The organism is Rhodothermales bacterium (genome assembly GCA_041391505.1).
GTDB lineage: Bacteria > Bacteroidota > Rhodothermia > Rhodothermales > JAHQVL01 > JAWKNW01.
In genome coordinates this window covers 1-26,523 of sequence record JAWKNW010000011.1, presented here as the reverse complement: position 1 = coordinate 26,523, position 26,523 = coordinate 1, and the positions used below count along the sequence as shown (strand labels likewise).

22 protein-coding genes are annotated in these 26,523 nt (G+C 66.6%); 3 read left to right on the top strand and 19 right to left on the bottom strand.

What is annotated here, in order from left to right; translation table 11 throughout:
* Positions 1 to 84: 84 nt before the first annotated feature.
* The 3 genes from R2834_12130 (at position 85) to R2834_12120 (ending at position 3,138) form a co-directional block, all read left to right on the top strand.
* Complete coding sequence (locus tag R2834_12130; GenBank protein ID MEZ4701074.1) at positions 85 to 1,587, top strand: DUF1593 domain-containing protein; 1,503 nt, start codon at positions 85 to 87, stop codon at positions 1,585 to 1,587.
* 142 nt (positions 1,588 to 1,729) lie between these two features.
* Positions 1,730 to 2,188, top strand: a complete 459-nt coding sequence (locus R2834_12125; protein MEZ4701073.1) for a GNAT family N-acetyltransferase — start codon at positions 1,730 to 1,732, stop codon at positions 2,186 to 2,188.
* A 122-nt stretch (positions 2,189 to 2,310) separates the two neighbouring features.
* Positions 2,311 to 3,138 (top strand): class I SAM-dependent methyltransferase, encoded by an 828-nt coding sequence (locus tag R2834_12120; protein ID MEZ4701072.1) that lies wholly within the window; start codon positions 2,311 to 2,313, stop codon positions 3,136 to 3,138.
* Here the strand turns inward: R2834_12120 and R2834_12115 are convergent.
* The 19 genes from R2834_12115 to R2834_12025 all read right to left on the bottom strand — a co-directional run.
* Positions 3,107 to 4,942 (bottom strand): ABC transporter ATP-binding protein, encoded by a 1,836-nt coding sequence (locus R2834_12115; GenBank protein MEZ4701071.1) that lies wholly within the window; start codon positions 4,940 to 4,942, stop codon positions 3,107 to 3,109. The two genes, R2834_12120 and R2834_12115, sit on opposite strands and share 32 nt — an antisense overlap.
* 14 nt (positions 4,943 to 4,956) lie before the next feature.
* Positions 4,957 to 5,874: a hypothetical protein gene (locus R2834_12110; protein MEZ4701070.1), complete on the bottom strand. Its 918-nt coding sequence runs from the start codon at positions 5,872 to 5,874 to the stop codon at positions 4,957 to 4,959.
* 171 nt (positions 5,875 to 6,045) lie between these two features.
* Complete coding sequence (locus R2834_12105) at positions 6,046 to 6,189, bottom strand: hypothetical protein (GenBank protein MEZ4701069.1); 144 nt, start codon at positions 6,187 to 6,189, stop codon at positions 6,046 to 6,048.
* A gap of 74 nt (positions 6,190 to 6,263) precedes the next feature.
* Positions 6,264 to 8,183: a lasso peptide isopeptide bond-forming cyclase gene (locus tag R2834_12100; GenBank protein MEZ4701068.1), complete on the bottom strand. Its 1,920-nt coding sequence runs from the start codon at positions 8,181 to 8,183 to the stop codon at positions 6,264 to 6,266.
* On the bottom strand, positions 8,180 to 8,605 hold the full coding sequence (locus R2834_12095; protein ID MEZ4701067.1) for a lasso peptide biosynthesis B2 protein: 426 nt from the start codon (positions 8,603 to 8,605) through the stop codon (positions 8,180 to 8,182). The genes R2834_12100 and R2834_12095 overlap by 4 nt, the downstream gene beginning before the upstream one ends.
* A complete protein-coding gene (locus R2834_12090) occupies positions 8,598 to 8,882 on the bottom strand; it encodes a PqqD family peptide modification chaperone (protein MEZ4701066.1) in 285 nt (94 codons plus the stop codon). The genes R2834_12095 and R2834_12090 overlap by 8 nt, the downstream gene beginning before the upstream one ends.
* Positions 8,883 to 8,920: 38 nt before the next feature.
* Positions 8,921 to 10,066: a nucleotidyltransferase family protein gene (locus R2834_12085; GenBank protein ID MEZ4701065.1), complete on the bottom strand. Its 1,146-nt coding sequence runs from the start codon at positions 10,064 to 10,066 to the stop codon at positions 8,921 to 8,923.
* 2 nt (positions 10,067 to 10,068) lie between these two features.
* Positions 10,069 to 11,346: an MraY family glycosyltransferase gene (locus R2834_12080; protein MEZ4701064.1), complete on the bottom strand. Its 1,278-nt coding sequence runs from the start codon at positions 11,344 to 11,346 to the stop codon at positions 10,069 to 10,071.
* A gap of 330 nt (positions 11,347 to 11,676) precedes the next feature.
* The gene (locus tag R2834_12075) at positions 11,677 to 12,897 is read right to left on the bottom strand and encodes a glycosyltransferase family 4 protein (GenBank protein ID MEZ4701063.1); all 1,221 of its coding nucleotides are present in this window, start codon (positions 12,895 to 12,897) and stop codon (positions 11,677 to 11,679) included.
* 133 nt (positions 12,898 to 13,030) lie between these two features.
* Positions 13,031 to 13,942 carry an alpha-1,2-fucosyltransferase gene (locus tag R2834_12070; protein MEZ4701062.1) on the bottom strand — a complete coding sequence of 304 codons (912 nt, stop codon included), beginning with the start codon at positions 13,940 to 13,942 and terminating at the stop codon, positions 13,031 to 13,033.
* A gap of 163 nt (positions 13,943 to 14,105) precedes the next feature.
* Positions 14,106 to 16,541 (bottom strand): dockerin type I repeat-containing protein, encoded by a 2,436-nt coding sequence (locus R2834_12065; GenBank protein ID MEZ4701061.1) that lies wholly within the window; start codon positions 16,539 to 16,541, stop codon positions 14,106 to 14,108.
* Positions 16,542 to 16,659: 118 nt separating this feature from the next.
* A complete protein-coding gene (locus R2834_12060; protein MEZ4701060.1) occupies positions 16,660 to 17,925 on the bottom strand; it encodes a glycosyltransferase family 4 protein in 1,266 nt (421 codons plus the stop codon).
* A 161-nt stretch (positions 17,926 to 18,086) separates the two neighbouring features.
* Positions 18,087 to 18,764, bottom strand: a complete 678-nt coding sequence (locus tag R2834_12055; GenBank protein MEZ4701059.1) for an acyltransferase — start codon at positions 18,762 to 18,764, stop codon at positions 18,087 to 18,089.
* Positions 18,733 to 19,878: a glycosyltransferase gene (locus R2834_12050; GenBank protein MEZ4701058.1), complete on the bottom strand. Its 1,146-nt coding sequence runs from the start codon at positions 19,876 to 19,878 to the stop codon at positions 18,733 to 18,735. The genes R2834_12055 and R2834_12050 overlap by 32 nt, the downstream gene beginning before the upstream one ends.
* Positions 19,879 to 19,942: 64 nt before the next feature.
* On the bottom strand, positions 19,943 to 21,820 hold the full coding sequence (asnB, locus tag R2834_12045) for an asparagine synthase (glutamine-hydrolyzing) (protein ID MEZ4701057.1): 1,878 nt from the start codon (positions 21,818 to 21,820) through the stop codon (positions 19,943 to 19,945).
* Between the two features lie 49 nt (positions 21,821 to 21,869).
* Complete coding sequence (locus R2834_12040; protein ID MEZ4701056.1) at positions 21,870 to 23,285, bottom strand: O-antigen ligase family protein; 1,416 nt, start codon at positions 23,283 to 23,285, stop codon at positions 21,870 to 21,872.
* 40 nt (positions 23,286 to 23,325) lie between these two features.
* Positions 23,326 to 24,333, bottom strand: a complete 1,008-nt coding sequence (locus tag R2834_12035; protein ID MEZ4701055.1) for a hypothetical protein — start codon at positions 24,331 to 24,333, stop codon at positions 23,326 to 23,328.
* Positions 24,330 to 25,454, bottom strand: a complete 1,125-nt coding sequence (locus R2834_12030; protein MEZ4701054.1) for a glycosyltransferase family 4 protein — start codon at positions 25,452 to 25,454, stop codon at positions 24,330 to 24,332. Before R2834_12030 ends, R2834_12035 begins: the two co-directional genes overlap by 4 nt.
* Positions 25,451 to 26,523 (bottom strand): glycosyltransferase family 4 protein (locus R2834_12025; GenBank protein MEZ4701053.1); only part of this gene is annotated, 1,073 nt, incomplete at its 5' end. The genes R2834_12025 and R2834_12030, both read right to left, overlap by 4 nt.

Sequence of the window (26,523 nt, the reverse complement as noted above, 5' to 3'; positions counted from 1 at the left end):
CCCGGCAGCGCGCCGGCCGGCGATTGGATGCTTGACGCGCGCAGCGTAGTTTCGAGGGTGACATCCCATTCCCAGAGATCATCCATGCGCAAGTTTACGATCCGGCGTACGCTTTACCTCCTGGCGCTCCTCGCCCTGGCCGCCATGCCGGCCCCCGCCCAGACCTACGATCCGGCCAGCATCGACCGCTTCGCCGGCCGGCCGCGGCTCTTTGTGCTGACCGACATCGGCAACGAGCCCGACGACCAGATGTCGTTCGTCCGCCTGCTGATCTATGCCAACGAGATCGACATCGAGGGCCTCGTCGCCACCACCTCGACCTGGCAGCGCGACAAGACGAACGAGCATACGCTCCATGAAATCATCGCCGCCTACGCCGAGGTGCGGGACAACCTGCTGCTCCACATCTCGGGCTGGCCACAGGCCGCCGATCTGGACGCCGTCGTGTTCGCCGGGCAGGCAGCCTACGGGATGGCGGCCGTCGGGCCGGACAAGATGTCCGCCGGCGCCGAGGCGCTCATTCGCGCCGTCGACAAGCCCGACAACCGGCCGCTGTGGGTCAGCGTTTGGGGCGGCGCCAACACACTCGCGCAGGCGCTGCTGCACGTGCGCGACACGCGGTCGGCGGAGGACGTTGCGCGGTTCGTGCGCAAGCTGCGGGTCTATTCGATATCCGACCAGGACGACGCCGGTCCCTGGATCCGCCGCGAATTTCCGGGGGTGTTCTACATCGTCGAGCCTTCGTCGCCGGACGCCGGCGAGTATTATTACGCGACGTGGACCGGCATCGCCGGCGACATCTACTACCGCAACGGCGCCGGGGCGGACTCGACGCTCATCTCGAACGCCTGGCTGGAGAAAAACATCCGCGCCAAGGGGCCGCTCGGGGCGCATTACCTCCGCTTTGCCTTCATCATGGAAGGCGATACCCCCTCGTTTCTGGGGCTGACCAACAACGGCCTCAACAGCTACCGCAACCCGAGCTGGGGCGGCTGGGGCGGGCGCTACGTCTACCGGCAGCCCTATGGCGAAACGCACCCGATCTGGACGCAGGGCGGCGACCTGTTCTCCCGCGTCACCTCGCAGGACGAAGTCGTGGGTGTCGACGGGCAGACGCATATTTCCGACCACGCCACGATCTGGCGCTGGCGCGAAGCGTACCAGAACGACTTTGCGGCGCGGATGGACTGGACGATCAAGCCGTTTTTTCAGACGAATCATCCGCCGTCCGTGGTGGTCAACACCGCCCTCGGCTCGGCTCCGCTCTACATCGACGCCCGCGTGGGTGAACCCGTGCAGCTGGACGCGCGCGGCACCTCCGACCCCGACGCGAACCCGCTCAGCTACCACTGGTACCTGTACCCCGAGGCCGGCTCCACGCCCGGTCAGGGCATGGCGGACGTGGAGATCGCCGGCGCCGAAACCCAGCGCGCGACGGTGACGCCGACGGCGGTATGCCGGCCGAACTGGCTGCGGACGGAGGCCCCCTGCGAGGAAGGCGTCGCGCACATCATCCTCGAGGTGAGCGACGTGGGGAGTCCCTCGCTGACCCGGTACAAGCGGATTATTCTGCGGGTGACGGAGTGAGCTCTTTGTGTAAGACGTTGGGAAGTCGTAGCCCAACCCCCCTGGTCATCCCCAACTCGATGGGGAATCCAAGCTAGTCATTAGGCTTTGCATGGATCCCCGCTTTCGCGAGGAAGACCATACCCAAAAGAGGAGCTAAACCGTGCGGCCGGCCCATCCCGACGACATCCCCACCCTGCTCGATCTGATGGAGGCGTTTTATGCCGAGTCAGACTACAGGCTGGATCGTGCAGTGGCAGGAGCGGCCTTCGGAGCCTTATTGGCCGACGAACGGCTGGGCCGAGCGTGGCTCATTGAAGCGGACGGATGGCCTGCCGGCTACCTCGTCATCACGGTCCGTTTCGCCATGGAATTCGGCGGCCTCGCCGCGATCCTCGACGACCTGTACGTGGCGCCGGCCTTCCGCAAACGCGGCCTGGCGACGGCGGCCCTGGAGGTCGTCCGGCGCTGGTGCGAGGCGGAGGGCATCCGTGCAATGACCGTCGAGGTGGCGCCGGACAACACGCCGGCGCAGATTGTCTATCGCCGCGCGGGCTTCGGGGATGTGTCCGGCCGGCAGTTGCTGGCGCTCGAACTCGCCCCGCCGGCGCACGAGGGGTAAAATCGCATGTCCGGCGGGTTTGGCCTTGTCGAATTGAGCCACGACAGCGACTTTTCTGGCTAGATTGAGCAGGGACGGGAGACGCTGACTCGCCCATACATGCCACGTCATACGCATCCGCCATGAACGCACCGCTGCAAGATCACTACACCACCGGAACTCTGCTCTCGGCCATCGAGGCTGGCTTGCGTGCCCTCGGCCTGTCGCCCGAGAACGTCAGCGCGGACGACCTCGCGCCGGCCGATGAGTTTCACATCGGCGGCCGTGAGGCGACGGTGGCTTTTTTCGAGGGGATGACCATAGCGCCGGCGGACCGGCTGCTCGATATCGGATGCGGACTCGGCGGGCCGGCCCGGTACGTGGCCCGCACGTATGGCTGCCGCGTGGCCGGGGTGGATCGGACGGCCGAATTCGTGGAGACCGGCCGCGAGCTGAATCGGTGGGTCGGGCTGGAGGATCGGGTGGAACTGGCCCACGGCGACGCCACCGACACCCCGTTCGAGGAGGCGTCGTTCGACGGGGCCTACATGCTGCATGTGGGGATGAACATCCCCGACAAGCAGGCGCTCTTCCGCGAGGCGTTCCGCCTGCTGAAGCCGGGCGCCTGGTTCGATGTGTACGAAATCTGCCGGACGGGCGAGGGGGAGCTTGCGCTTCCGCTGCCGTGGGCGTCGACGCCGGCGATCAGCCATGTGGTCGACCTGGAGGCCTACGAGCGCGCCATGGGGGACGCCGGCTTTGGGGTCCGGTCGACCGAAAACAGGCTGGCCTTTGCCCTGACGTTCTTCGAGCGGATGCTGCAGCGAGCCCGCGAGGCCGGCCCGCCGCCGCTCGGGCTGCAAACGCATATGGGGCCCGAAATGGCGACGAAATTCCAGCACCTGATCCAGGGGCTGAAGGACGGTGTCGTCGCGCCGTTTACGATGCGAGCGGTAAAGCCGGCGCGGTGACGGCGCGGCCCGATCCTGTCTGCTCCTCCCACGAGTGCGCGTAGAGGCCGCCCTGCATCAGCAGCTCCGCGTGCGAGCCCGACTCGACGATCCGGCCTTCCTCCATCACGAAAATCCTGTCCGCCCGCATCGCCGTCGTGAGCCGGTGCGTGACGATGACCGTCGTGCGTTCGCGGGCGAGCGCGAGGAAGCGGTCGAGCCAGCGCGCCTCGGCCCAGGGGTCGAGGTAGCTCGTGGGCTCGTCGAGCAGGAGGATCGGGGCCTCGCGGAAGAAGGCGCGGGCGAGGGCGACGCGCTGCCACTGCCCGCCGCTGAGGTCGACGCCGCCGCTGAAGCGCTTGTCGAGCTTGGTGTCGTAGCCGTCGGGCAGCCGGTCGAGCATGTCGGTGACGCCCGAGGCCTCGCAGGCCTTGCGGACCCGCTTCATGTCGATCGTCGCGGCGTGGTCGCCCATCGCCACGGTTTCGGCGAGGGTGCCGGCGTAGTTGACGAAATACTGGAAGAGGGCGGTGATCTGGTCGAGCAGTTTCCGGTGATCCCACGCCTGGAGATCGACGCCGTTGAGCCGGATGACACCGCGTTGCGGCGAATAGAACCGGCAGAGCAGGCTGATGAGCGTGCTTTTGCCCGCGCCGTTGGGTCCGACGATCGCCACCGTCTGGCCGGCGGGGATCGACAGCGAGAAGCCTTTCAGCGCCGGCCGTTCGCTGCCGGGATACGCGAAGTCGACGTCCTCGATCTCGATGGCGTAGGGCGGCGTCGCGGGCGCCATCGGGGCGACCGGCGGCGCGAGTTCGGGTTCGATGTCGAGGAAGGCGAAGAGGTGTTCGAGAAACTGGATGCTCGCGTAGATCTGTCCGAGGTTGCCGAGCAGGGTGCGGGCGAGGCCCTGGCCCTGCTGGAACGCCTGGTAGAACAGCGCAAGATCGCCCAGCGACGCCGCGCCCTGCACCGCGCGGGATCCCATCCAGATCATGACGCCTCCCGTCACCAGAAAGGCGAAGAAGCCGGCGCCGGCCTGGGTCACGCCCTGTTGGCGGAGCAGATCGAGCTGGTCCTGGCGCAGCGCGGCGCGCGTCGTGTTGTAGAGGGAGCGGAAGTGTTCGCTGAGCCCGAAAAGCCGCACTTCCGGCGCGTGGTAGCGGCTCGTGAGGATCCAGTCGAAATACTGCGTGTGCCGGCGCTGCTCGGTGGTCCGGGCCCACCAGGCATGATGCAGTGCGCTGTGCCGGACGACCACCCAGAGCGCCGGCAGCGTGCTCGCGACCAGGAGGGCCGGCAGCCAGTAGCCGTAGGGGATGATCAGCGCGGCGATGGCGACGAGCGTGACGCCGTGCTGCACCACGCTGCCGAGGTTTTCGAGGAGCGAGAGGGAGTGTTTGTCCGCCTGGCTGTTGGCGCGCTCCATCTCGTCGTAATACGCCGGCGACTCGTAGAACGCCATGTCCACCCGGGCCGACTGCTCGTGCACGAGGGCTTTGACGTGATCCTGCACGTACTCCGCCTGCGCCGCGCGCACCCACCGCCCGACGCCCTGCAGCAGCTGCGTGAGGATGAGGGCGCCCCCGAGCCCGAGGGCGGGCAGCGCGAGGCTCCAGAGCCCGTCGCCCGATCCCGCGGCATGCGCGAGGCGGTCCACGAGCACCTTGGTGCAATACACGGCCACGGCCGGGAGGAGGCCCTGCGCGATGAGGAGGCCGAACGAGAGCGCGGTCCACGCGCCGGCGGCGTCGACGATCAGGCCGATGGCGCGGCGCAGCAGAACGAACCGGCTTTTGAGAAAGGTCAGACGAGCAACGGGCATGACGGGCGGAAAGGTCAGGGCGCGATCGCGCGCGCCAGATCGTCTTCGATGGCGTCCGCCATCGCGTCGAGGAGGTTCAGGTTGCGGGGGCGCGTGAGCCGGGCGACGAGGCCCTGGCTGGCGAGGCGCTGGCAGTGCCGGAAGTGGGTGCCGTCCGCACCCCGGTTGCCGAGGAAGCGCAGGGCGTACGACTGGCTGACGAGGGCGATGAGCGCCTCGGCGGGCGCGAGCGGCTGGATGGCCGGCGCGTCGCCGCCGTATTCGAGGACATAGATGCGGCGCAGCGGCCGGGGGGAGGTGACGAAACGATCCGCGACATCCCGGATTCGTTTTTCGGTGGTCGCGAACAGCGCCGGCAGCGTCGCGGGGTCCTCGTCGAGCGCCGCCTGCACGGACTCCGGCCAGAGCTTCATGCTCGGGACCCCGGGCATGACGCGCGGCGTCGCGGGTGCGGTGTCGATCGCCATCACATCGTCGGTGACGAGCGGATAGCCGCGTGCGAAGAGGGCGGACGTGGCCGTGGACTTGCCGGCGCCTTTCCATCCCACGAAGCCTACCGCGCCGCCGGCCAGCGCGACGGCGCTGCCGTGCAGCGTCAGGGTGCCGCGCTGATGCAGGGCCACACCGACGGCCATGTTCTGGACGACCTGCCGGTAGAAGCCCTCGTCGATGCCGGGGGCGCGGTCGATGACGATGTCGGTGCCGCCGGCGATGCGGACGGCGCCGAAGCCGTCCCAGTAGATCGTGACGGCCCCGTCGTCGACGGCCACGCGCCGCTGCTCGCAGAGGGGCAGCGTGTCGGTCCGCGGCGCGATGGCGCCGAAGCGGACGGTCGTATCGGCGGCTTCCGGTCCGGCCGGCAGATCGCCGAGTTCGAGTTCCGAGGCGATGTGGAGGCCGAATGCCGCGTAATGATGCATGGGCTGATGCATGGGGCAATCAAAAAGTTGGATTCATGATCGGCGGCGGGCGCGCGCTTGCAGGCAAGCGCACACCCGCCTTCCGGATCGCAAAACCGGGGGGCGGTGGCAGCTTCGGGCGGAGGCCGGCGGCGTCAGCCGGTTAAGGCGAGCCGTCCGTCAACGCCCATGCGCTGCCGGGCATCAGCTCATCGGAGGGTAAGCGGACGGCGAGTTGCCGTTCGGCACGTCCGAGTTCTGGACGTTACCCTGCTTGGTGAGGTCGACCACGTTGCCGTAGTCCACCACCACCGGCATCTTGTACGAGCGCTTCTGAGAGGCTTTCATTGGTTTATCGGTTTTGTGTGTGTGTTGTGTGTGATTCTGCCGGCCTTCGCGTGGAATGCCGGCATTTTCGTCGGCTAGAACCCATGTTCGTTGAGCCAGAGGGCGAGCGAGAGGGCCCGCCAGTGAAAATGTGTTGGCTGACCGGCGCGGGGCGGGTCGAGCCGGGGATACTGCGCCTGCAGGACGCCGAGGTCGACGAAGCGGCCCACGCCGCCCAGGTCCTGGTCGATGGCCTGGTGCAGCGGCTCGCCAGCATGCACGAGCAGGCCGCGGTTGAACGCGTGGCCGAGGTCGCCTTTCGACTCGCGCCACTGCACTTCCGGGGGCAGGATCCCCTGCATGGCCTGGCGCATCGCGTAGCGATTCCAGCCCATGCGGCGTTTCTGGTTCGGGGGGAGCGAGAGGCAGAATTCGAGGAGCCGGCGATCGCAGAAGGGGAGCCGCAGCTCGAGGCCGGCGGCGGAGGCCGAGGCTTCGAGCAGTTCGACCGTCCGGTTCATCAGCGGCCGCATGATCTGGCGATAATGGTCCTCCCGCTCTGTCTCAGGTATCGGCAGCGAAGGCGCGAGGTGTTGCTCGATGCGCGACAAAAAATCGGGCGAAAGGATCGTTCGCCACGAGAGCGTCGCGGCCTCCGGCGCGGGCAGCGTCTGCCGGCGAAGCGGCAGCCTGTTTTTTACATGCCGGGCCAAACGCAGTCCGGCCGACGTCTGCAAGCCGGGCTCGATCTTGTATCGTTTTACCCACCGCCACATGACCTGCTGCCACGGCTGGCCGGCCCGGCCGGTCTGCGCCTTGATCTCGCGGTACAGGGTATACCATTGCTGGCGGGTGGCGAGTTCGTGGAGATACCCCACGCCGTGCGACAGCGTCGTGTCGCCGTCGAATCCCTCCAGGATTACCCCGCAGCCGTCGGCACGCGCCTGCTGGTGCAGCGTCCAGTTGATGTAGAAATTGCCGGCCTCGACGGGGCTGTCCTGGTGCCGCATCATGCGGTCGCTCTCGTGAAGCGGACTGTACCCGTCGGCCGCCATGAAAAACGGTGTCATCTGGCCGCGGTACCGGTCGAGCACGGGCTGGATGAAGGCGCGCTCGTCGCTGGCCGTCGCGATGTCGAAGACGGCGGAATACGTGCGGAGCGTGCCGCCCTCGTCGGCCGCCTGCGGGGCGGCGACGGAGGCGATGGACGACGAGTCGATGCCGCCGCTGAGCATCGCGCCCACCGGGAGCGCGCTGCGCGTCCGGCAGCGGACGGCCTCGATGAACAGGGCGCGGAGCGCCTCGGCATATTCGCCATCCGACCCGAGGCGCAACTCGTGCGTCGGGTCGAGCTGCCAGTAGCGTTCGTGGCGAATCCGGCCGTCTTCCACGACGAGAAACGTCCCGGGCGTGAGGCGCCGGATGTGCCGGTAGAAGGTGCCCGACGCGTCGCTCTGGACCGGCGCGCAGAGGTGCTCCGCCACGGTCGCCTCGTCCAGTTCGCGGGGCACTTCGTCGAGCGCGAGGAGCGCCTTGGCTTCGGAGCCGAAGGCGAAGAGCCGGCCCGGGATGAAGCTGTAGAAGAAGGGTTTGAGGCCGTAATGGTCGCGGGCGCAGAAGAGGCGGCGCCGGCGGCTGTCCCACACGGCAAAGGCGTACGCGCCGATGAGCCGTTCGGGGCACCGGTCGCCCCAGCGCTCGTAGGCCGCGAGGATCAGCGCGGCATCGGTGACGGGCCGGTGCGCGATGCCGAGCGCCGCGATCAGCTCGTCCCGGTTGTCGATCCGGGCATCCGCCGTCAGGTGCAGCGTGCCGGCGGCGTCGGTCATGGGGAGGCGCTGGAAGACCGACTCCAGCGTGGCGTTCAGCGCCAGATGGCCCAGGCCGGCGTGGTCGTCGTGCCACACCCCGCGGCCGTCGGGGCCGCGATGCGCCAGGGGCGCCATCATGGCGTCGAGATCTTCGCCGCGGACGGGGCGTCCGTTCATCCGGTGTATGCCGATGATTCCGCTCATGCTGCGTGTCGCGTTTCGAGTCGTTGGTACTGGGCGGGAGCGAGCGTCCCGCCGATGAGAATCTGGCCTTCGCGTTCCAGCCAGGCGTGCGCGAGCAACGCGCCGGCGTCGTCGCGCCGTACACCGATGCGCAGGGTCGTCTCGTCGCCATGCCGGCGCAGGATCCACTGCACCGCCATCGCCTCGGGCAGGCAGGGCTTGTCGCCCAGCACGCGCCGGCCGACGGCATGCACGGCCCAGACGACGCGCCGGCGGTACGTTTCCGATGGCGCCCGCCGGCCCGCCCGCGCGGGGCGATCGAACAGACGCCGCGCGGCGCGGTAGGGGAGCACGGCCAGCGTCAGGCGGAGCGTCAGGAGCAGGACGCTCACGCCGAGGAGCAGCCGGCGCTCCTTCCACACGATATGCCGGCGATCAGGCATCGACGGTTACGCGGATGAGCTGCCGCCCGGCCATCTCGTCGATGAAGCGCAGGATGTCGCGTTCGAGTTCGTCGGGGTCGACGTCGTATTCGCCCTGCAGGATGGCGACCAGCTCGGCCACGGGGGTCGGCTCGGCGATGAGGGTCCAGATGCGGCACCCTACGTCGTTGAGCCCGTAGTACCGGCCCGTCTGGGCGCTGAGGAGGACGGCTTCGCCTTCGAGGTCGGCCATCATGAGATCGGGTGCGGCCGCGATGGTGTCGTGCGGTGTGATCATGGAATTGACATGGCTAGGTGTCGGGATGCGGGGCGGCTTCAGGCGTCGGCGCGGCGTTTCCGCCGCACGTGTTCGATGCAGACGTTCACGAGGTAGCGCCCTTTTTCGATCGCGCCCGGGAGGATGCGCGCCTGGAGGAGATGAAAGGCGATCGGATGGTTGGGGGCGCGGTCGTCGAACATCCGGCCGGCGATGCGGTCCACCAGCGCGCCGAGGTTGCGGTCGTCGACGAGGCCGGCCCAGGGAGCCGGCAGCTCCAGCCCGCACAGGCGATGCGCGAGCAGCAGGCTGATCGCGACGAACCGCTCCGCGCGCAGCGTCCTGGCCAGCTCCGAGACCCGATTCCAGTCGATCGGGTTGTTCGCGACGTACGCGGCCAGGTCGAGCGTCATGAACAGCAGGTACCAGGCGTGTTTGGCGCTATGGATGCACAGGAAACAGAAGAGGTCTTCCGGACCCAGCGCGCGTACGTCCCGGTCGCCCACGGAGACCCACCGGCTGCGGGCCCAGAACTGCTGGTCGTCCACGCCGGAGGAGTAGGCGATGCGCAGGAAAGACGACTGTTCGAGCGAGAGGTGCACGTCGACATCGCTCGGCTCGCCGCGAAACGTCATCTGTTTTTTCCAGCGCAGCTCCTGGTCCGCCTCCTCGCCCGTCAATTCCGCACGCAATCCCATCGCGTTCAGCACCTCGCAGACGACCGGATAGGCCTGCGGCTGAATGAGGAGGTCGATGTCGCCCGGCTTGCGCCAGATCGGGTTGCCGTAGGCGAGTCGGCCCAGGGGGATCCCCTTGAGAATCAACGAGGATATGTTGCGTTCATCGAGCGCGTCGAGCAGCCGGCACAGCGCCGAGGTCTGCAAGTGCACCAGCATCGACATCCGATGGAAATCCTGCTGGAGCGCCGCGAGCTGTGCTTCCGGAACGAGGCGCTGCTCGCGGGTGCGCAGCGTGCGGTACAGCAGCGGCAGGACGCCATGGGCGCGGGCGAGGCGGCCGACGCGGTCCCAATCGACATACCCGGAGGCCAGGATGCCGTCGATGGCGTCGTCGTTCTCGGCATCCGTCACGGGGCGGACGCTGCGCAGGAGGAGCTCCAGCGCGATCAGGTCCGTTGGCCGCGACGCCCGCGTGTCGGGCGGAGCCGGAGCGGCAACCTGGGTTGCCGGGTCGTATGCTTCCATAATCAGTCCTCCGACAACGCTTTTTTCGGCGCGGTCTGTTGCGGCGGGCGCGCGACGTCGCGCGGGAGCACGATCGGCTTGCGCCAGAACATCGGGTCCGTCCGCCACGAATCGTCGGTCTCCAGGCGCGGTTTTTCCTCGCCGTTTTCCCACTGTCCGCGCGGCACCTGTCTCCCGAGCTTGGTTTTGATGAGTTGCTTCAGCAGCCGCGCCCCCTGGCGGACGCGCAGATAACCCAGCTTGTGCAGCAGCACCCCGAGCATCAGCGCCGCCACCCCGACGATGACCGCGAAATACCGGGCGTCGACGATCACGAGCATGATGGCCATCAGGCCCAGCGTGGCGTTCAGCACATAAAGGAGCATCACCGCGCCCGGCACCGACATCTTGAACTTCTCGATGAGCCGGTGATGGATGTGGTCCTTGTCAGGCGCGAAGGGCGACTGCCCCTTGAGTATCCGCCGGATGAACGCCACCGACGTGTCGAGCAGCGGGAAACCGACGGCCATGATCGGGATGATCAGCGCCATGATCGGGTTCGTGTGGCTCGTGCCGGTGAGCGTGTAGGTGGCGAGCATGAAGCCGAGGAAGAGGCTCCCGCTATCGCCCATGAAGATGGTGGCCGGGCTGAAGTTGTGCACCAGAAAGCCGGCGATGCTGCCCGCGACGACCAGCGCGATCGGCAGAAACCGCAGGTCGCCGAGCGCGCTGAACACCAGCGCGAGGCTCCCGAACGCGATGAGCGTGATGCCGCCGGCGAGCCCGTCGAGGCCGTCGATCAGGTTGACGGCGTTGATGACGGCCAGGTACCAGAGCAGCGTGAGCGGCAGCGCCAGCGAGGCCTGGATGTAGGGGTCGTCGCCGAGCAACGGGATGCTGGTGACCTGCACCCGGAAGCCGGCCACAAACATGAGGTAGCCCACCAGCAGCTGGAAGAAAAACTTCTTCTTGAAGCCCAGGCCGTAGGCGTCGTCATACAGGCCAGTGAGCGCCATGGCGAAGGCGCCGAGAAGAAAAGGGATCGACGGGATGTACAGTTCGAAGCCGAACGTGGCCAGGAGATCGGACCGGAGCATCTGGAAATACGCGATGCCCATCATGAAGGCGACGAAGATGGCGACGCCGCCGGCGCGGGGCGTGGGCCGGCGGTGCATGGTCCGCTTGCCGTCGGGCACATCCACCCATTTGAGCCGCAGGGCCAGCCGGGACATGACCGGCGTAAGGATCAGCGCGGAGAGAAATGCCAGCGAGAAGCCTGTGAGCAAGGCGATGGTACTCATACTCGTTCCTGTCCCGGGTCGATGGAGCGCATCGTCCGGGCGTCTGTTGAAGAAGTGGATCGTTGTCTCACCTCGACGACGGCAAGGGGGGGCGTCGTGCGAGATCCGAGCGCGACAGGGGCTGACGGCGTCGCGTTCAGGGGACGTAGAAAAGCGTGTTGGCGATCGATAGGACCGATTCTCCCCGGGCAACAACCCGACTGTAAAGCAGGGTAATGTTTTCCGGTCCGGGAAAGAGTTTCCGAATCAACATGGCCTCGAGCTTCATCGCAAAGGCCCTTTTTTGCGGCTTTTGGCGCGGTCTGAAGACGCCGGCCGGCCTTTGCGATGCTACAGGCTCGTTAGAGCAAGCGGTGCTCCAGTTTTGGTCGCCCCGGCCCGCGTGCCGGCGGCCCGTTCGAGCAGTTCCAGGATCTGGCTGGCGTGGCGCTCCGGCCGGCACATCGCCAGGATGCGCTCGCGACCGGCCCGGCCCATCCGCTCGGCCTCTTCCGGGTGTTTCATGAGGTGCGCGATGCGGGCTCCCATCGCCTCGAAGTTGTGCTCCTGGACCAGAAAGCCGGTTTCTCCATCCACCACATTTTCGGTCAAACCGCTATGCGCCGTCGCCACCACGGGCAGCGCATGCAGGGCGGCTTCTGCCGGACTGACGGGAAATCCTTCCTGGTCGCCCGTCATGGATGTAACGCTGTGTTGGGCAAAGACCCAGCTGCTATTCAGCACCGGGAAGGAGACCTCGCGTCCGACGGCGCCGTACATCGTGACGGCGTCGCGCAGTCCGAGCGCGTCCATGCGGCGCTCCACCTCCCCCCGCAGCGGGCCGTCGCCGATCAGGGCGAGCCGGGCCTCCGGGACCTCCCGGCGGACGAGGTCGAAGGCATGGAGCAGCGCGATCGGGTGCTTCTTTTCGGTGAGGCGCCCGAGATGCACCAGCGTAGGGGGCCGGCGGCGGCGTGCCTCCCAGTCGAGGGGTTCGATGCCCTCGCTGCGGATGCCGAGCCGGACGGTATGGATCGTTTCCGGCGCGACGCCGGCCAGGATCAGGATGCGACGGATGTGATCGGACACCACCGTGACGGCCGTTGCATGGCGGGCCGCTTCAAGAAATGCGGCCTTGTAGTGCGCGCTCGAGAAGGCGGTCGTGACGTCGAACGCGTGCACCTGGACGACGTAGGGGATGCTGAAGGATCGCAGCGTTGGGGCGAGGAGCGCCGCCGAGGTGCCGTATTCGACAAACGCGGCGTCGATGGAGGTGAGCTCCTCGGCGTACGTGCGGATGACCCGCGCGGCGCCGGCCTGCGCGTAGCGGAAACGGAGGAGGTCGCCCTGCCGGCGAAACGCCTGCCCGATCTGGTGCAGGCGGTGGCTATGCGTCTCGAAGCGGTCGAAGTAGCCCGTCTCGAAAACGCGGATACCGGGTAGCTGGCAGCCGGACGACGCCCCGCTGAAAAACGTGAGCCGCTCGGCGCGTTCGTTGAGGGCATGGACGAGGTCGTGGATGAAGGTCTCGCTGATCCTGACCGGCGAGTGCGTGAAATAGCCGATGTGCATGGCTGCTCAAGAATGGGGTGTTAAGAATGGATTGAAGTGTTCAGAAATGGCCGGACGATTGCGGATCGGGTGCTCGAAGCAACCCCATCCTGCATCCCTATCGCGCTTCGCTGAAATGCGCCACGTCACATGCTCAGATGAGCATCCACTCGGGAGGCAGCCTGTCGGCAGAGTCCGCTTCGCCGTTATTTGACCATTTTTTGGGCGCCATCACCTTTTTGTCTGGATGGCTTCCGAGCCAGGCGCCCCACCAGCTAAAGGTGCTGTTCGGGATGATGAAGTGCTTGCATCGCGTCATCAGCATAAGATCCTGGACAGGATCTCCCCCGGTAAACGGGGCGCCTACATAGGTAGTCGGTTTTTCCGGTCGTATGTGGTCGACGCACCAGGGTATGTCATCCGAAAAGATGAAGTAGTGCGGGTTCTCGACCATGGATTCCATGCGATCGAACGCCTGCCGATAATAATCCGGGCCCTTGGTGCCGAGGAGTTCCGTATAGATCGGATTGGTCACGTAGTCGCCCCGGCGAACATGGACGGCGACGGCCTCGGAATGGGCGATCTGCTGTGCGACGGGTTTTGCGTTTTCATGGAGCCGTGTTCGGAAGACCAATTCGCTTCGCAAGAGCGGTTCGATCGATTTGAAGTAGCGTTCGCTCTGGAGCGATCCGATCAGGCAAACGGGTGCGGCAAGGGTAGAAACGCGTTCGTCATAATCAGTGCCATTCTGGATGTAAACCCGCGAGGGAAGCAGCAGGCGTTTTGCTTTATTCACGACGCGTTCGGCAAGATTTCCTGGTGTCGGATTGAAGTAATCGATCTCTTCTTCGGAAGCAAAAGCCACCCTGACATCGAAGGCATCCAGCTCGAAATCGCGGTAAACCGTGTGCTCGTTGCCATCCCGATTCTTCAGCAGGGTCAAATCGACTTTTAGCGACGCATCGTTTTTGACGGCAAGGGCGCGCGCCGTCGCATACTGGAATAGCTGATTCCCCAGTCCACCCATCAGGCGGATCAGAATCATGTTCTCTTTTGCGCGTTTCATGGTTTTGGGATACGTGTGAAGGCCAGGAGGTGCCTTCGGGGATATGACGTGCAGGAGAACGCACGCGCGATCTCGCTATCAGAACGGCGCATGGGCCGATGCGACCGGGTATTCGCTATCGAGGGTCTTCGCCGTGTCGGCGTTTTGAGAAATGTCGGTGTGCTCAGCGCTTCCCGCCGGCCTGGCACAAGAGGTCGATCGGCAGGCAGTCGATCAGACCCACCACGCGTTGCAGGATATAGGAGGCGTCGAGGGGGGTGACGAGGCCGTTGCCGGTGACGTCGGCGGCGATAAAACTCGCTCCCGTGAGGATACGCTGGCCGGCGACATGCTCCAGCACGAGCGCCGCGTCGAGCGCGCTCACGATGCCGTTGCCGCTCGCGTCGCCGGGGACGGTGTCGGAAGCCGGCGCGATGGTATAGGTTACGGACGTCTGGGCCGGCATGGGGGCGGAAAGGCCCGGGCTGTCGAGCAGATCGATCATCACATTCTGGATGCGCGATCCGATGGCCGTAGACGTCCACACCGTCGGCGCGAGCCGGACGCGCCGCGGGGTGTCGAACGTAATCTGAACGGATTGACCGTAGCGGACCGTCCGAAGCGCCGTCACGCCGGTCTGCGTCGTCGTCGAGGTCGCCACCCAGGCGTTGCCGACGCGGGATTCGATCCGGGCGTCGCCTTCGGTCTGGTTCACGTCGCCCAGGTAGAGCGGAAGCATCTCCCACAGGGCGCTCACGCGGTCCGTGCCGTCGGAGGCGAGCGACGAGGTGACCGTCAGCCCGGCGGGCGACAGGGTGAACGTCCGCGTGTAGCTGACCTGCCCGGCGATGGCCCCGTCGGGGGCGCTGCGGCCCTGATCGTGGGCGCCGATGGCGCCGTTCACCACGACGACCGCGCCGGTCGTGCCGTCTACGGTTCGCGTCACAGTAGGGAAACGGTTGCGGGCTGTGCTGAACGGCAGTCCGCTCTCGCTGGTGCCCGATATCGCGTGGACGGCCCAGGTCTGCCATCCCCGATCGCCGGTCCACTGGTCGTTGATCGTATTCTGCGCACCGCGCGACCGTCCCAGGATTGCCGAGCCGCCGTCGGGCGTCCAGAAGGCCGAGAGCGCGCCGCCGGAGAGTCCGGGAATGCCGGTCGCCCAGGCGGCCACCGTCGTGCCGGTATGGATGATCGCCCCATAGCCGGGAAAGCGCGCGATCACGAAGTCGTCGCCGAATGTCTCGATGAACGGCGTGTCGCGCAGCATCGGCGGCCGCATCAGCGGGCTGTCGGTTGCGGCCAGGCCGGCCAGCTCCTCGTAGAAGCCCGGGGGGTAGTAGTCGGCCGACTCGACGATGCCGTTGAGCCAGTGCTGGGGGGCCCACACCGCCGGCGTGGCCGCCGATGGCGCGTTCCATGCCCACCCCTGGGCGCCGTCGGCATCCGCGTTGCGCTGCGAGATCGCCAGCGCGATGTCGGATCGCATCTGGTTCTCGTCCGGCAACCCCTGGGTGTAGGTCGAACCCAGCGCGCGCCCGGTCCATACCAGGTATTTCGCTTCGTCCGTCGTCATCGCCACCGCATGATCGCGGTGGTAGGTGAACCACTGGTCCGTGGCGGATCCCCAGATCGTGCCGGTGTTGAAGTGGGAAGGGCTGTTGAAGCGTCCTTCCGGTTCCGGCAGGGTCTGATAGGCCTTGAGCCGGGCCGACTTGTCGAGGAAGCCGGAAATCGTGGCGTCGCGGTAGAGCAGGGCCGCCCACGACATGAAACGCTGCGCGATGCCCTCGTACGAGAGGTCGATGCCGTCCTTTCCGTGTTGATGGAAATGGCCGTCGCCTTTCATGATCGCCTCCAGCACGAACCGGGCCTGCCGCAGCGCCTGGTCGCGCATGACGTCGTCGTCGATCGCCTCGGCAGCGTACCACATGCCGACGAGCTGGAACGTCTCCATGTCCGCCCCTCCGGAGCCGGAGGGATAGTGGACGATGAGTTCGTTGAAGATCAGCCGGAGCCCTTCCTCGTAGGCGGTGCGCACATCGGCCGGCAGATAGGGTTTGATCCGGTAGTAGGCATACGCGAGCCGCGTGATGTAGCCGCCGATGTAATCGCTCCGCCGATTTGCGGTGGACGTCGCGAGGTTGTTGGCGGTCATGATGAGGTCGACGGCCGAAGCGGCGATGACGCGGTTGATGCCGGCCTGATTCAGGTAATACGGGTTTCCGGGATAGTCCCACGTCACCCACCAGGCGGCGTCGATCGGATCGAAAAAATTGCTGTTCCGGCCGACCTGCATGTACACCGCGCCGGATCGTTCGATCGAGGCCAGGGTGAAGAGGGCCGGGGCCACGCGCAGACCAGTATTCGCGGGCATCTTGCGACCGCGGTCCTCCATCAGGATCCACATGCGGTGCAGGTCATCGAGGCTGGCGAAGTAGGCGTCGTCGTAGCCGACAGGCTGCAGATCGAGCGCAAAGTCGGCTTCGGTGAAAGACGCCAGGTAATTGCGCAGCACCACCTGGTAGTTTTGCGACTGCGGCAGCTGCGCACTCACCGGCGCGGCGCACCAGGCGATCAAACCTACCGTTGCGAACAGGATACGACGTGCGTGGATCATGCGTGCGAGGTGCGCCGGCAGGCGAGGCGGATGAGAACGGGGATAAAAGGCACCGTTAGTATCGGCTGAAAGCGGCCGGGGTTAATCGGGCGCCGGAGAACGTCCGCCGCGGAGAGTTTCAAGCCGCGGTCACGGCGGTTTCGGGCGCCGGAACGCGCCCCTCGAGGCATCGCGCCCAGGCCTCGCAGACCACGTCCATTTCAAAGGCGGCGAGAAAGGCCTCGCGTCCGCGCAACCCGTATGCCGTGCGCAGGTCATTCCGCTCGGCCAGCGCCAGAAGGGCCTGGATGAGTTCGTCCACGGTGCGACCTCCCGCCCGGTCGGGATCGATCACGATGCCGGCGCCGGCGTCGAGGATCGCCTGTGCGGGCTCGGAAGCTTCGGGGCCCACCATGAGGGTGGGTTTGCCCGCCGCCATGCTACCGTAGAGCTTGCAGGGGACCGCGATCCCGGCCATTTCGCGCCGGAGCGTCAGCAGATGGACATCCGCGAGGTTGAGGGAGTAGACGAGCGCTTCGCGCGGCACGTAGTCCACATAGCTGAAATTCCGGATGCGATGCCGCTCCGCGAAGGCGATGATGTCCTGCTTGCGGGGGCCGTCGCCGGCGAACAGGAAATACAGGTCGGGGTGATCGCGGAGGGCCAGCATGGCCTCCAGGACCTCGTCGAACCGGTGCGCGAGGCCGGCGTTGCCGGAGTACATCACCACGCAGCGGTCGCGCAGATCGAAGCGGTCGAAAAGCGGGTTTTCGTCCGGCGGCACCGGATAGATGGCTTCCTTGCGATCCCACATCGGGAGGATGGCCACGCGCTCCGGCGCGACCCCTCGGGCCAGAATCCGGGCGCGCATGAACGGCCCGAGCGCGGCGACGAAGGCGGCGTTGCGGTAGCCGAAATCGTTCAGCGCATGGAGCAGGCGGGTGACGGGGTGGCCCGCCGGCGCCATCCCGAGGGCCTCCTCGGCGTCGGGGTGGAGGTCCATCGACCAGATGGCGTACTCCTGGCCCCGCAGCCGCCTCGCCAGCCCCCCGGCGACGCCGAGCAGCGGCGGCGTCGTGAGCAGGATCACGCGGTCATACCGTCGTCCGAACAGCAGGTGCAGCAGCACCCGGGCGTAGAAGCCGGCGTAGTCGAGGAGGCGGCGGAGGTGCGTGGACCGACCATGGCTCGTCCGGCCGGTGCGGCGGATGTGCACGCCGTTGCGCGTCTCGCGGGCGGGCGCGTCCAGCGCGCCGGCCAGGTACTTGCCGCGGCTGCACAGGATATGCACCGCGTGGCCGCGCGCCGCGAGGTATTCGGCGAGGTCGGTCAGCTTCTGGCCGGTCGCAGCGACATCGGGGTAGTAATGCTGGTTGACGAAGAGCAGGGTCATGGAATCGCGCATCGGAACGGGTAACGGATGTTACGCACGTGAAAGAGGAGTATGGCTACGGGATACAAGATGCAGGATGTTTGCCATCGGAAGACCTGAAGCGATCGTGCGAAAGATCAGCTGGTGCATCTGAACGGGGCGGTCGGACCGCCCGGATCGAGGCGGCGACGGGGCTATGCGAGGCGACGGATGACGGTGGCCGGGTTGCCGGCGACGAGCGTCCGCGGCGGGACGTCGCGGCTGACGACGCTGCCGGCGCCTACGACGCTGCCGGCGCCGATGGTCACGCCCTTGAGAATGAGGCAGTTCATCCCGATGAAGACGTCGTCATGGATGACGACGGGCCGGTGTTTGCCGTTGGACAGATCCTGGAGCCGACCTTCGGGTGTGATCGGGTGGAAGTCGGTGTCGACGATCGTCGTGTTCGCCCCGATCAGCACGCGGTGGCCGATGTCGATGCGTTCCTCGGCGACGAGCGTGGTGCCCGTCAGCCCGCAGTCGTCTCCGATCCGGATGCGCGCGCCGGCCGAGCGGGTCGAGAGGACGACCGGGTGGTGCGGCATCAGCGGGTTGGTCCGCGGCCAGCAGCGGAGCACCAGGCCGGCGCCCAGCTCGATGCGGCTGCCGCGGTGCCGCTGAATGACCGGCATGCCGAGGATGCGCCACCGGTCGCCCCACGCGAGGCCGTGCCAGGCGAAGCCGGCGCGGATGAACGGCAGCGCCGCGAGCCGGCGCAGTTCGGTGCGGAGGAGCCACGGCATGTCGAGCGCCGTGGCAAGGCGGGTCGATCGGGGCGCCGCCGGCGTCGCGACGACGGGGTCAAGCGTGTCGGGGATCGAGTACGTTTTCATACATCGTGAGGAGTTGTTGCCCGACGGCCTCGGGCGAAAAGGTGTCGGCTACGAGGCGCGGGCCCTCCTGCCGGCAGCGCGCCTGGGATGCGCGGTCTGCCAGGGTCTCCGCGATGGCGCCGGCGAGCCCCGCCGGCTCCGGGTCGACGACGCGGCCGAGCCGGTGCCGCTCGACAAACGAGGCGAGCTGCACGGCAGGTGCGATGACGACGGGAAGCCCCGCCGCGATCGCTTCCAGCACGGCGACGCCGAAATTTTCCTGGAATGAAGGGAGAACGAAGAGCCGGGAGCGGTCCAGCAGCCGCGTTTTCGCCGCTCCGTGCACGAAGCCGGCGAAGTGGACGCGGTCGGCGATCCCGAGCGAGGCGGCGAGGGCGTGGAGCTGGCTCACATAGCCGGGCTCGCCGTCGCCGGCGATCGTGAGGCGCGCCGCCGGCGCGCGCTCCAGCACATGGGGCCAGGCGCGCAGCAGCCCCTCGACGTTTTTTTTGGGGTGCAGCCGGGAGAGAAACACGACATCCTCCCCCCGATCCAGCCCCGAATCCGCATCGACGGGGGGCGGCAGCGCCAGCGGCGGCGGCACCACGAAGCTGCGCCCGCGCAGTCCGAGCCGGTGCCACTCGGCCTCATCGCGTTCTTCGCCGGTCGTGAAATGCAGCCCACGCGCGCGCCGGAGGTTTGGGCGATCCAGCGTGCGAAAATAGCCGTGCTTCAGCCAGGCGCGACGGTGCGCGAAGGTGTAGCGGGAGAGCGTCCCGAACGGGCGCACGACCAGCGGCCGGCGCATCGACACGGCCGTTCGCGCCGCGAGGCTGCTCACGAGGTTCAGCAGGCCGTGGACGTGCACCACGTCGAACGCGCCGGCATGTGCTTTCATCCATCCGATGAGCGCCGGCGACGCCATAAACGTTCCGCTCGCCATGCCGGGGAAGAGTTGTATGTCGGTCCCGGGAAGCTGGGCCTCCAGCCAGGCCCGGTCCGCCTCCTGGCAGGCCGGCGCGGCGACGGTCGTCGAGAGGCCCACCGCTCGCGCTGCGTCGACATAACCGACCAGCGACTGCGTCGGCCCACCGAATGATCGGGCTACCGAGGGCATGATGTGGAGGATGCGCATGGGGTGTGGTTCGACGTGTTCAGTTTCAGGCTCAAGGAGAGCGTTCGTGCATGGCGCGTATCGGTCAAACCGCCTGATGGGCCTTGCACCAGGCGCCGAGGCTGACGAGCAGCCACAGCCGGCTCCACGAGAGCTCTTTTTTTCCGGCGCGGAAGGCATCCCAGTATTGATGGATGACGGGCGCGCGGAATGCCGGCGAGTTGGCGAGGACGTCGAGGTTGTCCAGGCACAGCGTTTTGAGCGGACCCTTCATCCACTGGTCGAACGGCATGATGAAGCCTTGTTTGGGCCGGTTGATGATCGACGCCGGCAGCAGATCGGAGAACGCCTCGACGAGCAGGCGTTTGGGCACCCCGTTCGGGCGCTTGACCTCGTCGGAGAGGCCCATGGCGTATTCGACGAGCGTGTGGTCGAGGAACGGGACGCGCACTTCGAGCGCGTTGGCCATGCTCATCTGGTCGGTGTCGCGCAGCAGGACGTCGTGCATGTAGGTCCGCGCCTCGGCGAACGAGATCCGCGAAAAAAGCCGCGTGCTGTGGTCGGCGCGGAAGCTGTCCTGGAGCAGGGCGGTGTAGGGGTCCTGGACGACGCCTGTTTCGGAAAGGAGCCGCGCGGCCTGGGCCGGCGCGAAGCACTGCCGGCCGAGCGGATACACCTGGGGCAGGCTGCCGTCGGATACGAGGAGGTCGCCGATCTTCTGGGTCGCGATCGACGGCGAAACGGCATGCAGCGCATGGGCGATGCCGGAGCGGAGCGGTTGCGGGGAGACGCGCCAGAGGATCTTCGCCCGTTGCTGGCGCGCGATCCGTCCGAACAGGCTGTATCCGGCGAACAGTTCGTCGCCGCCCAGGCCGGAGAGCGCGACGGTCAGGCCGGCTTCCTTCACGGCCCGTGAGACGATGTAGGTGTTGATGCCGTCGCCCGACGGATGGTCCTGCGCCGCGAGGGCGCCGGGGATCTGCTGCAGGATGTCCATGTACGTCAGCGAGATCTCGGTGTGGTCGGTCTTGAACTGACTGGCCATCCGGGCGGCGTGCATGCCGTCCTGAAACGCCGGATCGTCGAACGCGATGGTGAAGGTGCGCACAGGGCCGCTGCTCATGCGGCTCATGAGCCCGACGATGATCGAGGAGTCGATTCCGCCCGACAGGAAGGCTCCGAGGGGGACGTCGCTGATGAGCCGGCGCTCGACGCTGTCGATCACCCGCTGCCGCACTTCGGCCCGCGCGCGCTCCGGGGAGTGTGTGCCGGCCTCGGAGTCGGCGTTGCCGAGCAGGTGCCAGTAGGGCTGGGTCTCGTCGCCGTGCGGCGTTACCTCGATCCAGTGACCGGGAAGCAGCATCTCGACATCCTCGAGGAGGGTGCTCGGCGCCGGCACCGTCTGGTATTTCAGGTAGAGCGGCAGGATCCGCCGGTTCAGACGGGGCGGCACGAGCCCGCTTTTCAGCAGCGAGCGCACCTCCGAACTGAAGAGCAGCGCGCCTTCCCGGGTGCGCGCCACGTACAGCGGCTTGATGCCGAGCCGGTCGCGGGCGATAAACACCGACTGGCGCGCCCGGTCGTAGATCGCGAACGCGAACATCCCGTTCAAGCGTTCGAGGCAGGCGCGCCCCCATTCGCTGTAGGCGTTGAGGATGACCTCGGTGTCGGTGTCCGATCGGAAGACATGACCCCGGTCGACCAGCTGGGCACGGATCGACCTGTAGTTGAAGATCTCGCCGTTAAACACGATGAGATACCGGTCGTCGTGGCTCGCCATGGGCTGATGGCCATTGGCGGAAAGGTCCAGGATGCTGAGCCGGCGCTGTCCCAGCGCGACACGGTCGTCGACAAAAATGCCGGCGTCGTCCGGCCCACGATGGGCCAGGCTGTCCGTCATGCGTTGTATGGTTTGCGCCGGGTTATGAACGCCGGAGCCGATGATGCCTGCGATGCCGCACATATGGATATGACAGTTGCGAGGTGAGAGGGAAGGGGGCGGGTACGTTCGGTCAGGACCGACGAGCGATGACGCTGTAGCTGAAGGCGATCAGGAGCCAGAAATAAAGACCGTATGCTCCGAACGAAAAGAAGGCCATCTCCCCGATGTTGACCAGCAAACAGGACAGCATGACGGCCGTCACCGCATAGTCATTGTTTCTGAAGAGATGTCTGAGAAGCGAAAAGCCGAATGCCAGGACTAAAATGGCCCCGATGAGACCGGTCTCTTCGAGTACGGCGCTCGGCAGAAACCCTTTCTCGGTCGTGAAACTCGTCGGTATCCCCAGGAAGCCTGTCTGTACGCGCACCCAGGCGTCGGTCGTCGAAGGAATCCCGAAGCCGATGCCCGAGACCGGGTGCGCCAGGAAGTTTTCCCATTGCTGCTGCACCATCGAGGCACGGACGTGGAACGACTCGGCTTCCTCGTAGATGCTCGACTCGTCCGATTTGAGGAAGAACATCGTAGCGCGGTTGACGACGCCATCCCATTTCATGACCAGCATGCCGGCAAACAGCACGCCCAGTACGAGGGGGATAAAAGATGCCTTTCGGCGGACGCGGCGTTTCGGGGTGTTCCAGCGACGGACCACCGACAGGATCATGGCAAGGCCGATGCTGCCGGCAAGCATCGCCAGCGCCGTTCTCGCTTCGCTGAAATAGATGGTCAACAAGCCGAGAACGATGGAAACCAGTACGATGGGCGTCCGGGTTTCGTGAAACAGGTATCGTCCGATCATCCATGCCGTCATCGGAGCGGTGATCGGCCCGAGCGTTTGCGGATGCACGAGGATCCCCCGAAATCCGCCCCCACTACCGAAGAAGGCGGCCGGAAACCGGAACACGAGCAGACTCGCCGCGATGATGCACAGGAAGAACGTCGTGTACCAGGATAGCCAGTAGGCTTTGTGGTCGGCCGTGCGATAGTGCGACGTAAGGACGGTGACGGTGCCCAATACGAAGGCAACCAGCTTGAAAAAGGAAATGACGGGTATTCGGCTGGTCGAGAGGGCCAGCACGGCGACGGAGGCGGCATATACCCCGAGCGCGAAGAGCAGGTGTGCCGGCCATCTTTCTCTGCCCAGCACCCCGTCCCAAAGCACCCGACCGAAGGCTCCGAACAGGACGAGCCATCGCAGCGAGGCCACGCTCGGGGGGAGGTGGAAGAGGGCCGGGTTCAGGTTCGAGACGAGAAAAAGCATCGTCAGCGCCTGAATCGTCTGGCGAGCGCCGAGCAGCGCATAGCCGGCGATGCCGGCGAAAACCAGATAGGCTGCTACAGGCGCGACATAAAGCAGCGCGATCACCCCGGTCATCACCAGCGCCTCGGGCACCAGCAGGCGGACTTCATCCCCCTGCGCGGGATCGATCGCCCGCGTCATCTCGCCGGCCATCGCCGGACGCAACGGCATCGTGTCGTTTATCAACATGGATTAAAAAAAGGAGGGGAGGGGCTCGGAATGCCCGATGTTAATCGCGCACACCGGCGTTGGCGTGCAGATCCGGCCAGTACCGGAGCACGGCATCCGCCAGGAGGCGTTGTCCTTCCCGCGTAAGATGTATGTTGTCGGAATACGGATGACCGCCAGCCTTAAGGGCAGCGGTAAGTGGATCGCGCAAATCGAAGGTGGCGATGCCGAGCTTCCTGCAGAGCGCATCGATGTGCGCAAAGCCTTCGGTAGGCCCCGGCTGATCGAGCTCCTGGATTTCGAGATGCTGGATGACGAGCACGGCTCGGGTTTGTGCGCTGGCCAGGAGGAGAAAACGCTCCAGGTCGGTCAGTGCATGTTGCATGGCGGCGTCGGGGGATGTGGACCCCGTGCCTGGTGTGGCTAAGGCCGGTGCCGGCTTTGCCAGCCCGGGCAGATAGCGCGGCACATACCGGGTAAGCGCTTCGTAGAGCGCAAGGACCGGTTTCTCGGTAGGATGTGTGGACGGATCGAGCGGCGCAAACGTGGGATTATCCCGGGCGTCATGGCTTGAAATCACCAGCACGATCACATCCGCGTCGAAGAACCCATACGTTTCAGCCCAGGCCAGCCAGTTTCCCGGGCCCCAACTTCCTGCCGAGACGTTGCCCACCGTGACGTCTATGCCCGATTGCCCAGCGAGGCGGTCCTGCACGAGCGTCGTCGCGAGTTCGGACTGATCGATGAGGCTTCCTCCGTTTACGACCGAGTCACCGAAGAAAAGTATTCGTAATTCATTGCGGCCCTTAGGGTTTTGGATCGGGTCCGATCGCATGCCGTACGCGTTGGTGGCGAAGTGATGGTGAAAGCGATATAGATCCTGGTCCGGCTTGAACCGGTATTCGATGCGCGGGTCGGCGACGGACAGGGGTGGATCCCCGAGACCCAGTCCGTACCGTGCGACGAGTTCGCCGGCGCTGGTCAGCAGCACCAACAGCACCACACCGCGCCGTACGTGATGCCGCCATGAAAGACGCGTGTCGACCTGGGAAGAATGGGGAGGCATCATGGCGTTCCGGCTACCGGCTGAGGGTGCGTTTCGAGGGCGGACAGGAGCGTGTCGGCCCAGCGTTCCGGGGTGAACTGGCGGGACAGCTCGTGGCTTCGCGCTCCCATCGCGTCGCGCGCCGCCGGCGCCATCGATGCCATGCGAAGCATCCGGTCCGCCAGCTGCCCGGCGTCGCCGGCTTCGACGAGGAAGCCGTTGTAGCCATCCTGCAGCAGGCTCGTCGTGGCGCCGCAGGCGGTGGAGCAGATGAGCGGAAGGCCGGCGGCAGCCGCCTCGTGGATCGCCACGCCCCAGGGCTCGTGGCGGCTCGGGAGGACAAACGCGGATGCCGAGGCCATCAGCCGGGGCAGGTCGTCCGGCTGAACAAAACCACGGTCGATCACGCCGGGAACGCCCGAAAGCCGGGTCTGGAGCGGGCCCGTGCCGGCGCACACGAGGGGCCAGGGATCGGGCGACAGGGTGCGGTAGCGCCGGTAGGCGTCGACGAGTTCGTCCACGCCCTTGACCGGGTGATAGCGGCCGACAAAAAGAAACGCCGGCTCGGCCGCGTCGCGGTGCCCGTAGGCTCCGGCAAAGCGTGCCCAGTCGCATGCGTAGTACCCGCTGAGGCACCGGTTGCCGCGGAAGCCGAGCCGGCGCGCGAAGGTGCGCTGCCGCTCGCCGGCCACCCACAGGATGTCGATCGAGGCGTGCAGCATCCGCGTGGCGGCCAGGGTGGCGGCGCGCTGCCGCCAGGTGCCGCGCCACGGCGCGTCCGAGCCGGCGACGACCTTCACGCCGCGTCGCCGGAAGGCGCGCGCGACCTGCAGGTAGTCGCGGTCGATCCAGCCGGACATCAGGATGCCGTCGGGGTCGAAGTCCTCCACCAAGCTGAACAGCTCGGCGGCGGTGCGTTCGCCCTTTGGGCACGCGGCGTCGGCCCAGCCGTCCGCATCTTCCGCGAACGGGGCTTCGCTGGCGACGGGATAGTGGATGACGAACACCTCCGCGCCGTGGCGCGCGCGCAGCGCCGCGAGGCAGGCGCGCATGTAGCCGGAAAGCTCGGAGAAAAGGACGGCAATGCGGGGGGCCTGCGTGGACGCCGGCCGAGCGGCCGGCGCATCCAGTTGGGCGGTACTCATGAGAGGGTAGCCTCGATGCGTCGCAGCGTGTCGCTGGCGACGGTGTTCCAGAGATAGGCGGCACGGATGCGCTCCTGGCTGGCGCGCCGTTTGGATGCGATCGCCGGCCGGGACGCGATGGCGTCGAGCACGGCATCGCGCAGCGCCTCGACATCGCCGGTCGGGATGATCCAGCCGTTGTCGCGCGAAACGAGATCGGCCACGGCCCCGACATCGGTGGCGATCACGGCGAGGCCGGATGCCATCGCTTCGAGGATGACGGTCGGCATGCCCTCGGCGTAACTGGGGCAAACGAGGATGTCCGCCCGTTTCAGGATGTCGCGGATGACCCCTTCCTCGCGCAGCAACCCGTGATAGGTCACGCGCGGCGAATCCAGACGTAGCGCATCCGGGATCGGCCCGATGAAATCGAAATGATAGTCGGCCGAAGCCGGCATCCGGGCGATGACTTCCTGCAGTTCCTCGATGCCCTTGCGCCGTTCGTAGCGGCCGATGAATACGAAGCGCGTGGGGCCTTCGGGCCTGCCGGCGTCGGGCGTGAGCCACTCGGGCGTCACGCCGTTGGGGGATTCGACCAGGTGGCGGGGGACGACGCCCATACGCGCGAACACGGACTCGAGCGAGCGGCCGAGCAGCAGCGTGGCGTCGGCGTGGCGCACGTTCCATTTTACGAAGGGGCGCAGCAGCCACTGCTCGAGCCGCGACCGGGCCGATGCCGGCCGCTGCCACATCTCGAAGCCGTGGAAATTGACCCCGATCGGCGGGACGGGTGCGCCCATCCGTTTCCGGCGGATCGTCTCCCAGCCGGCGAAGCCCTGCGCGTAGATGAAATCCACATCGAGCCGGCTCTTCAGCGCCTCCCAGACGGCTACCGACGACCGGTACGATTCCCAGACATAGTGCCCGGGAAATCGATCCGGACGGGCGCGCTCGACGGGGATGAGGCGGATGTTCGGCAGGTGCTCCCCGGCGAATACATCGCTCTTTCCGTCTGCGCCGGCGTCATGCGGGAGGACGTGGTAGACGTCGACCCGCGCGCCGGCCTGCGCGAGATGCCGCGCGAGCTGGT

What these genes read in the sequence shown, in the direction of transcription:
- R2834_12130 (MEZ4701074.1), top strand. Translation starts at nt 85, where the DNA reads ATGCGCAAGTTTACGATCCGGCGTACGCTTTACCTCCTGGCGCTCCTC.
- R2834_12120 (MEZ4701072.1), top strand. Translation starts at nt 2,311, where the DNA reads ATGAACGCACCGCTGCAAGATCACTACACCACCGGAACTCTGCTCTCG.
- R2834_12115 (MEZ4701071.1), bottom strand. Translation starts at nt 4,942, where the DNA reads ATGCCCGTTGCTCGTCTGACCTTTCTCAAAAGCCGGTTCGTTCTGCTG.
- R2834_12110 (MEZ4701070.1), bottom strand. Translation starts at nt 5,874, where the DNA reads ATGCATCAGCCCATGCATCATTACGCGGCATTCGGCCTCCACATCGCC.
- R2834_12105 (MEZ4701069.1), bottom strand. Translation starts at nt 6,189, where the DNA reads ATGAAAGCCTCTCAGAAGCGCTCGTACAAGATGCCGGTGGTGGTGGAC.
- R2834_12100 (MEZ4701068.1), bottom strand. Translation starts at nt 8,183, where the DNA reads ATGAGCGGAATCATCGGCATACACCGGATGAACGGACGCCCCGTCCGC.
- R2834_12095 (MEZ4701067.1), bottom strand. Translation starts at nt 8,605, where the DNA reads ATGCCTGATCGCCGGCATATCGTGTGGAAGGAGCGCCGGCTGCTCCTC.
- R2834_12090 (MEZ4701066.1), bottom strand. Translation starts at nt 8,882, where the DNA reads ATGATCACACCGCACGACACCATCGCGGCCGCACCCGATCTCATGATG.
- R2834_12085 (MEZ4701065.1), bottom strand. Translation starts at nt 10,066, where the DNA reads ATGGAAGCATACGACCCGGCAACCCAGGTTGCCGCTCCGGCTCCGCCC.
- R2834_12080 (MEZ4701064.1), bottom strand. Translation starts at nt 11,346, where the DNA reads ATGAGTACCATCGCCTTGCTCACAGGCTTCTCGCTGGCATTTCTCTCC.
- R2834_12075 (MEZ4701063.1), bottom strand. Translation starts at nt 12,897, where the DNA reads ATGCACATCGGCTATTTCACGCACTCGCCGGTCAGGATCAGCGAGACC.
- R2834_12070 (MEZ4701062.1), bottom strand. Translation starts at nt 13,942, where the DNA reads ATGAAACGCGCAAAAGAGAACATGATTCTGATCCGCCTGATGGGTGGA.
- R2834_12065 (MEZ4701061.1), bottom strand. Translation starts at nt 16,541, where the DNA reads ATGATCCACGCACGTCGTATCCTGTTCGCAACGGTAGGTTTGATCGCC.
- R2834_12060 (MEZ4701060.1), bottom strand. Translation starts at nt 17,925, where the DNA reads ATGCGCGATTCCATGACCCTGCTCTTCGTCAACCAGCATTACTACCCC.
- R2834_12055 (MEZ4701059.1), bottom strand. Translation starts at nt 18,764, where the DNA reads ATGAAAACGTACTCGATCCCCGACACGCTTGACCCCGTCGTCGCGACG.
- R2834_12050 (MEZ4701058.1), bottom strand. Translation starts at nt 19,878, where the DNA reads ATGCGCATCCTCCACATCATGCCCTCGGTAGCCCGATCATTCGGTGGG.
- asnB (MEZ4701057.1), bottom strand. Translation starts at nt 21,820, where the DNA reads ATGTGCGGCATCGCAGGCATCATCGGCTCCGGCGTTCATAACCCGGCG.
- R2834_12040 (MEZ4701056.1), bottom strand. Translation starts at nt 23,285, where the DNA reads ATGTTGATAAACGACACGATGCCGTTGCGTCCGGCGATGGCCGGCGAG.
- R2834_12035 (MEZ4701055.1), bottom strand. Translation starts at nt 24,333, where the DNA reads ATGATGCCTCCCCATTCTTCCCAGGTCGACACGCGTCTTTCATGGCGG.
- R2834_12030 (MEZ4701054.1), bottom strand. Translation starts at nt 25,454, where the DNA reads ATGAGTACCGCCCAACTGGATGCGCCGGCCGCTCGGCCGGCGTCCACG.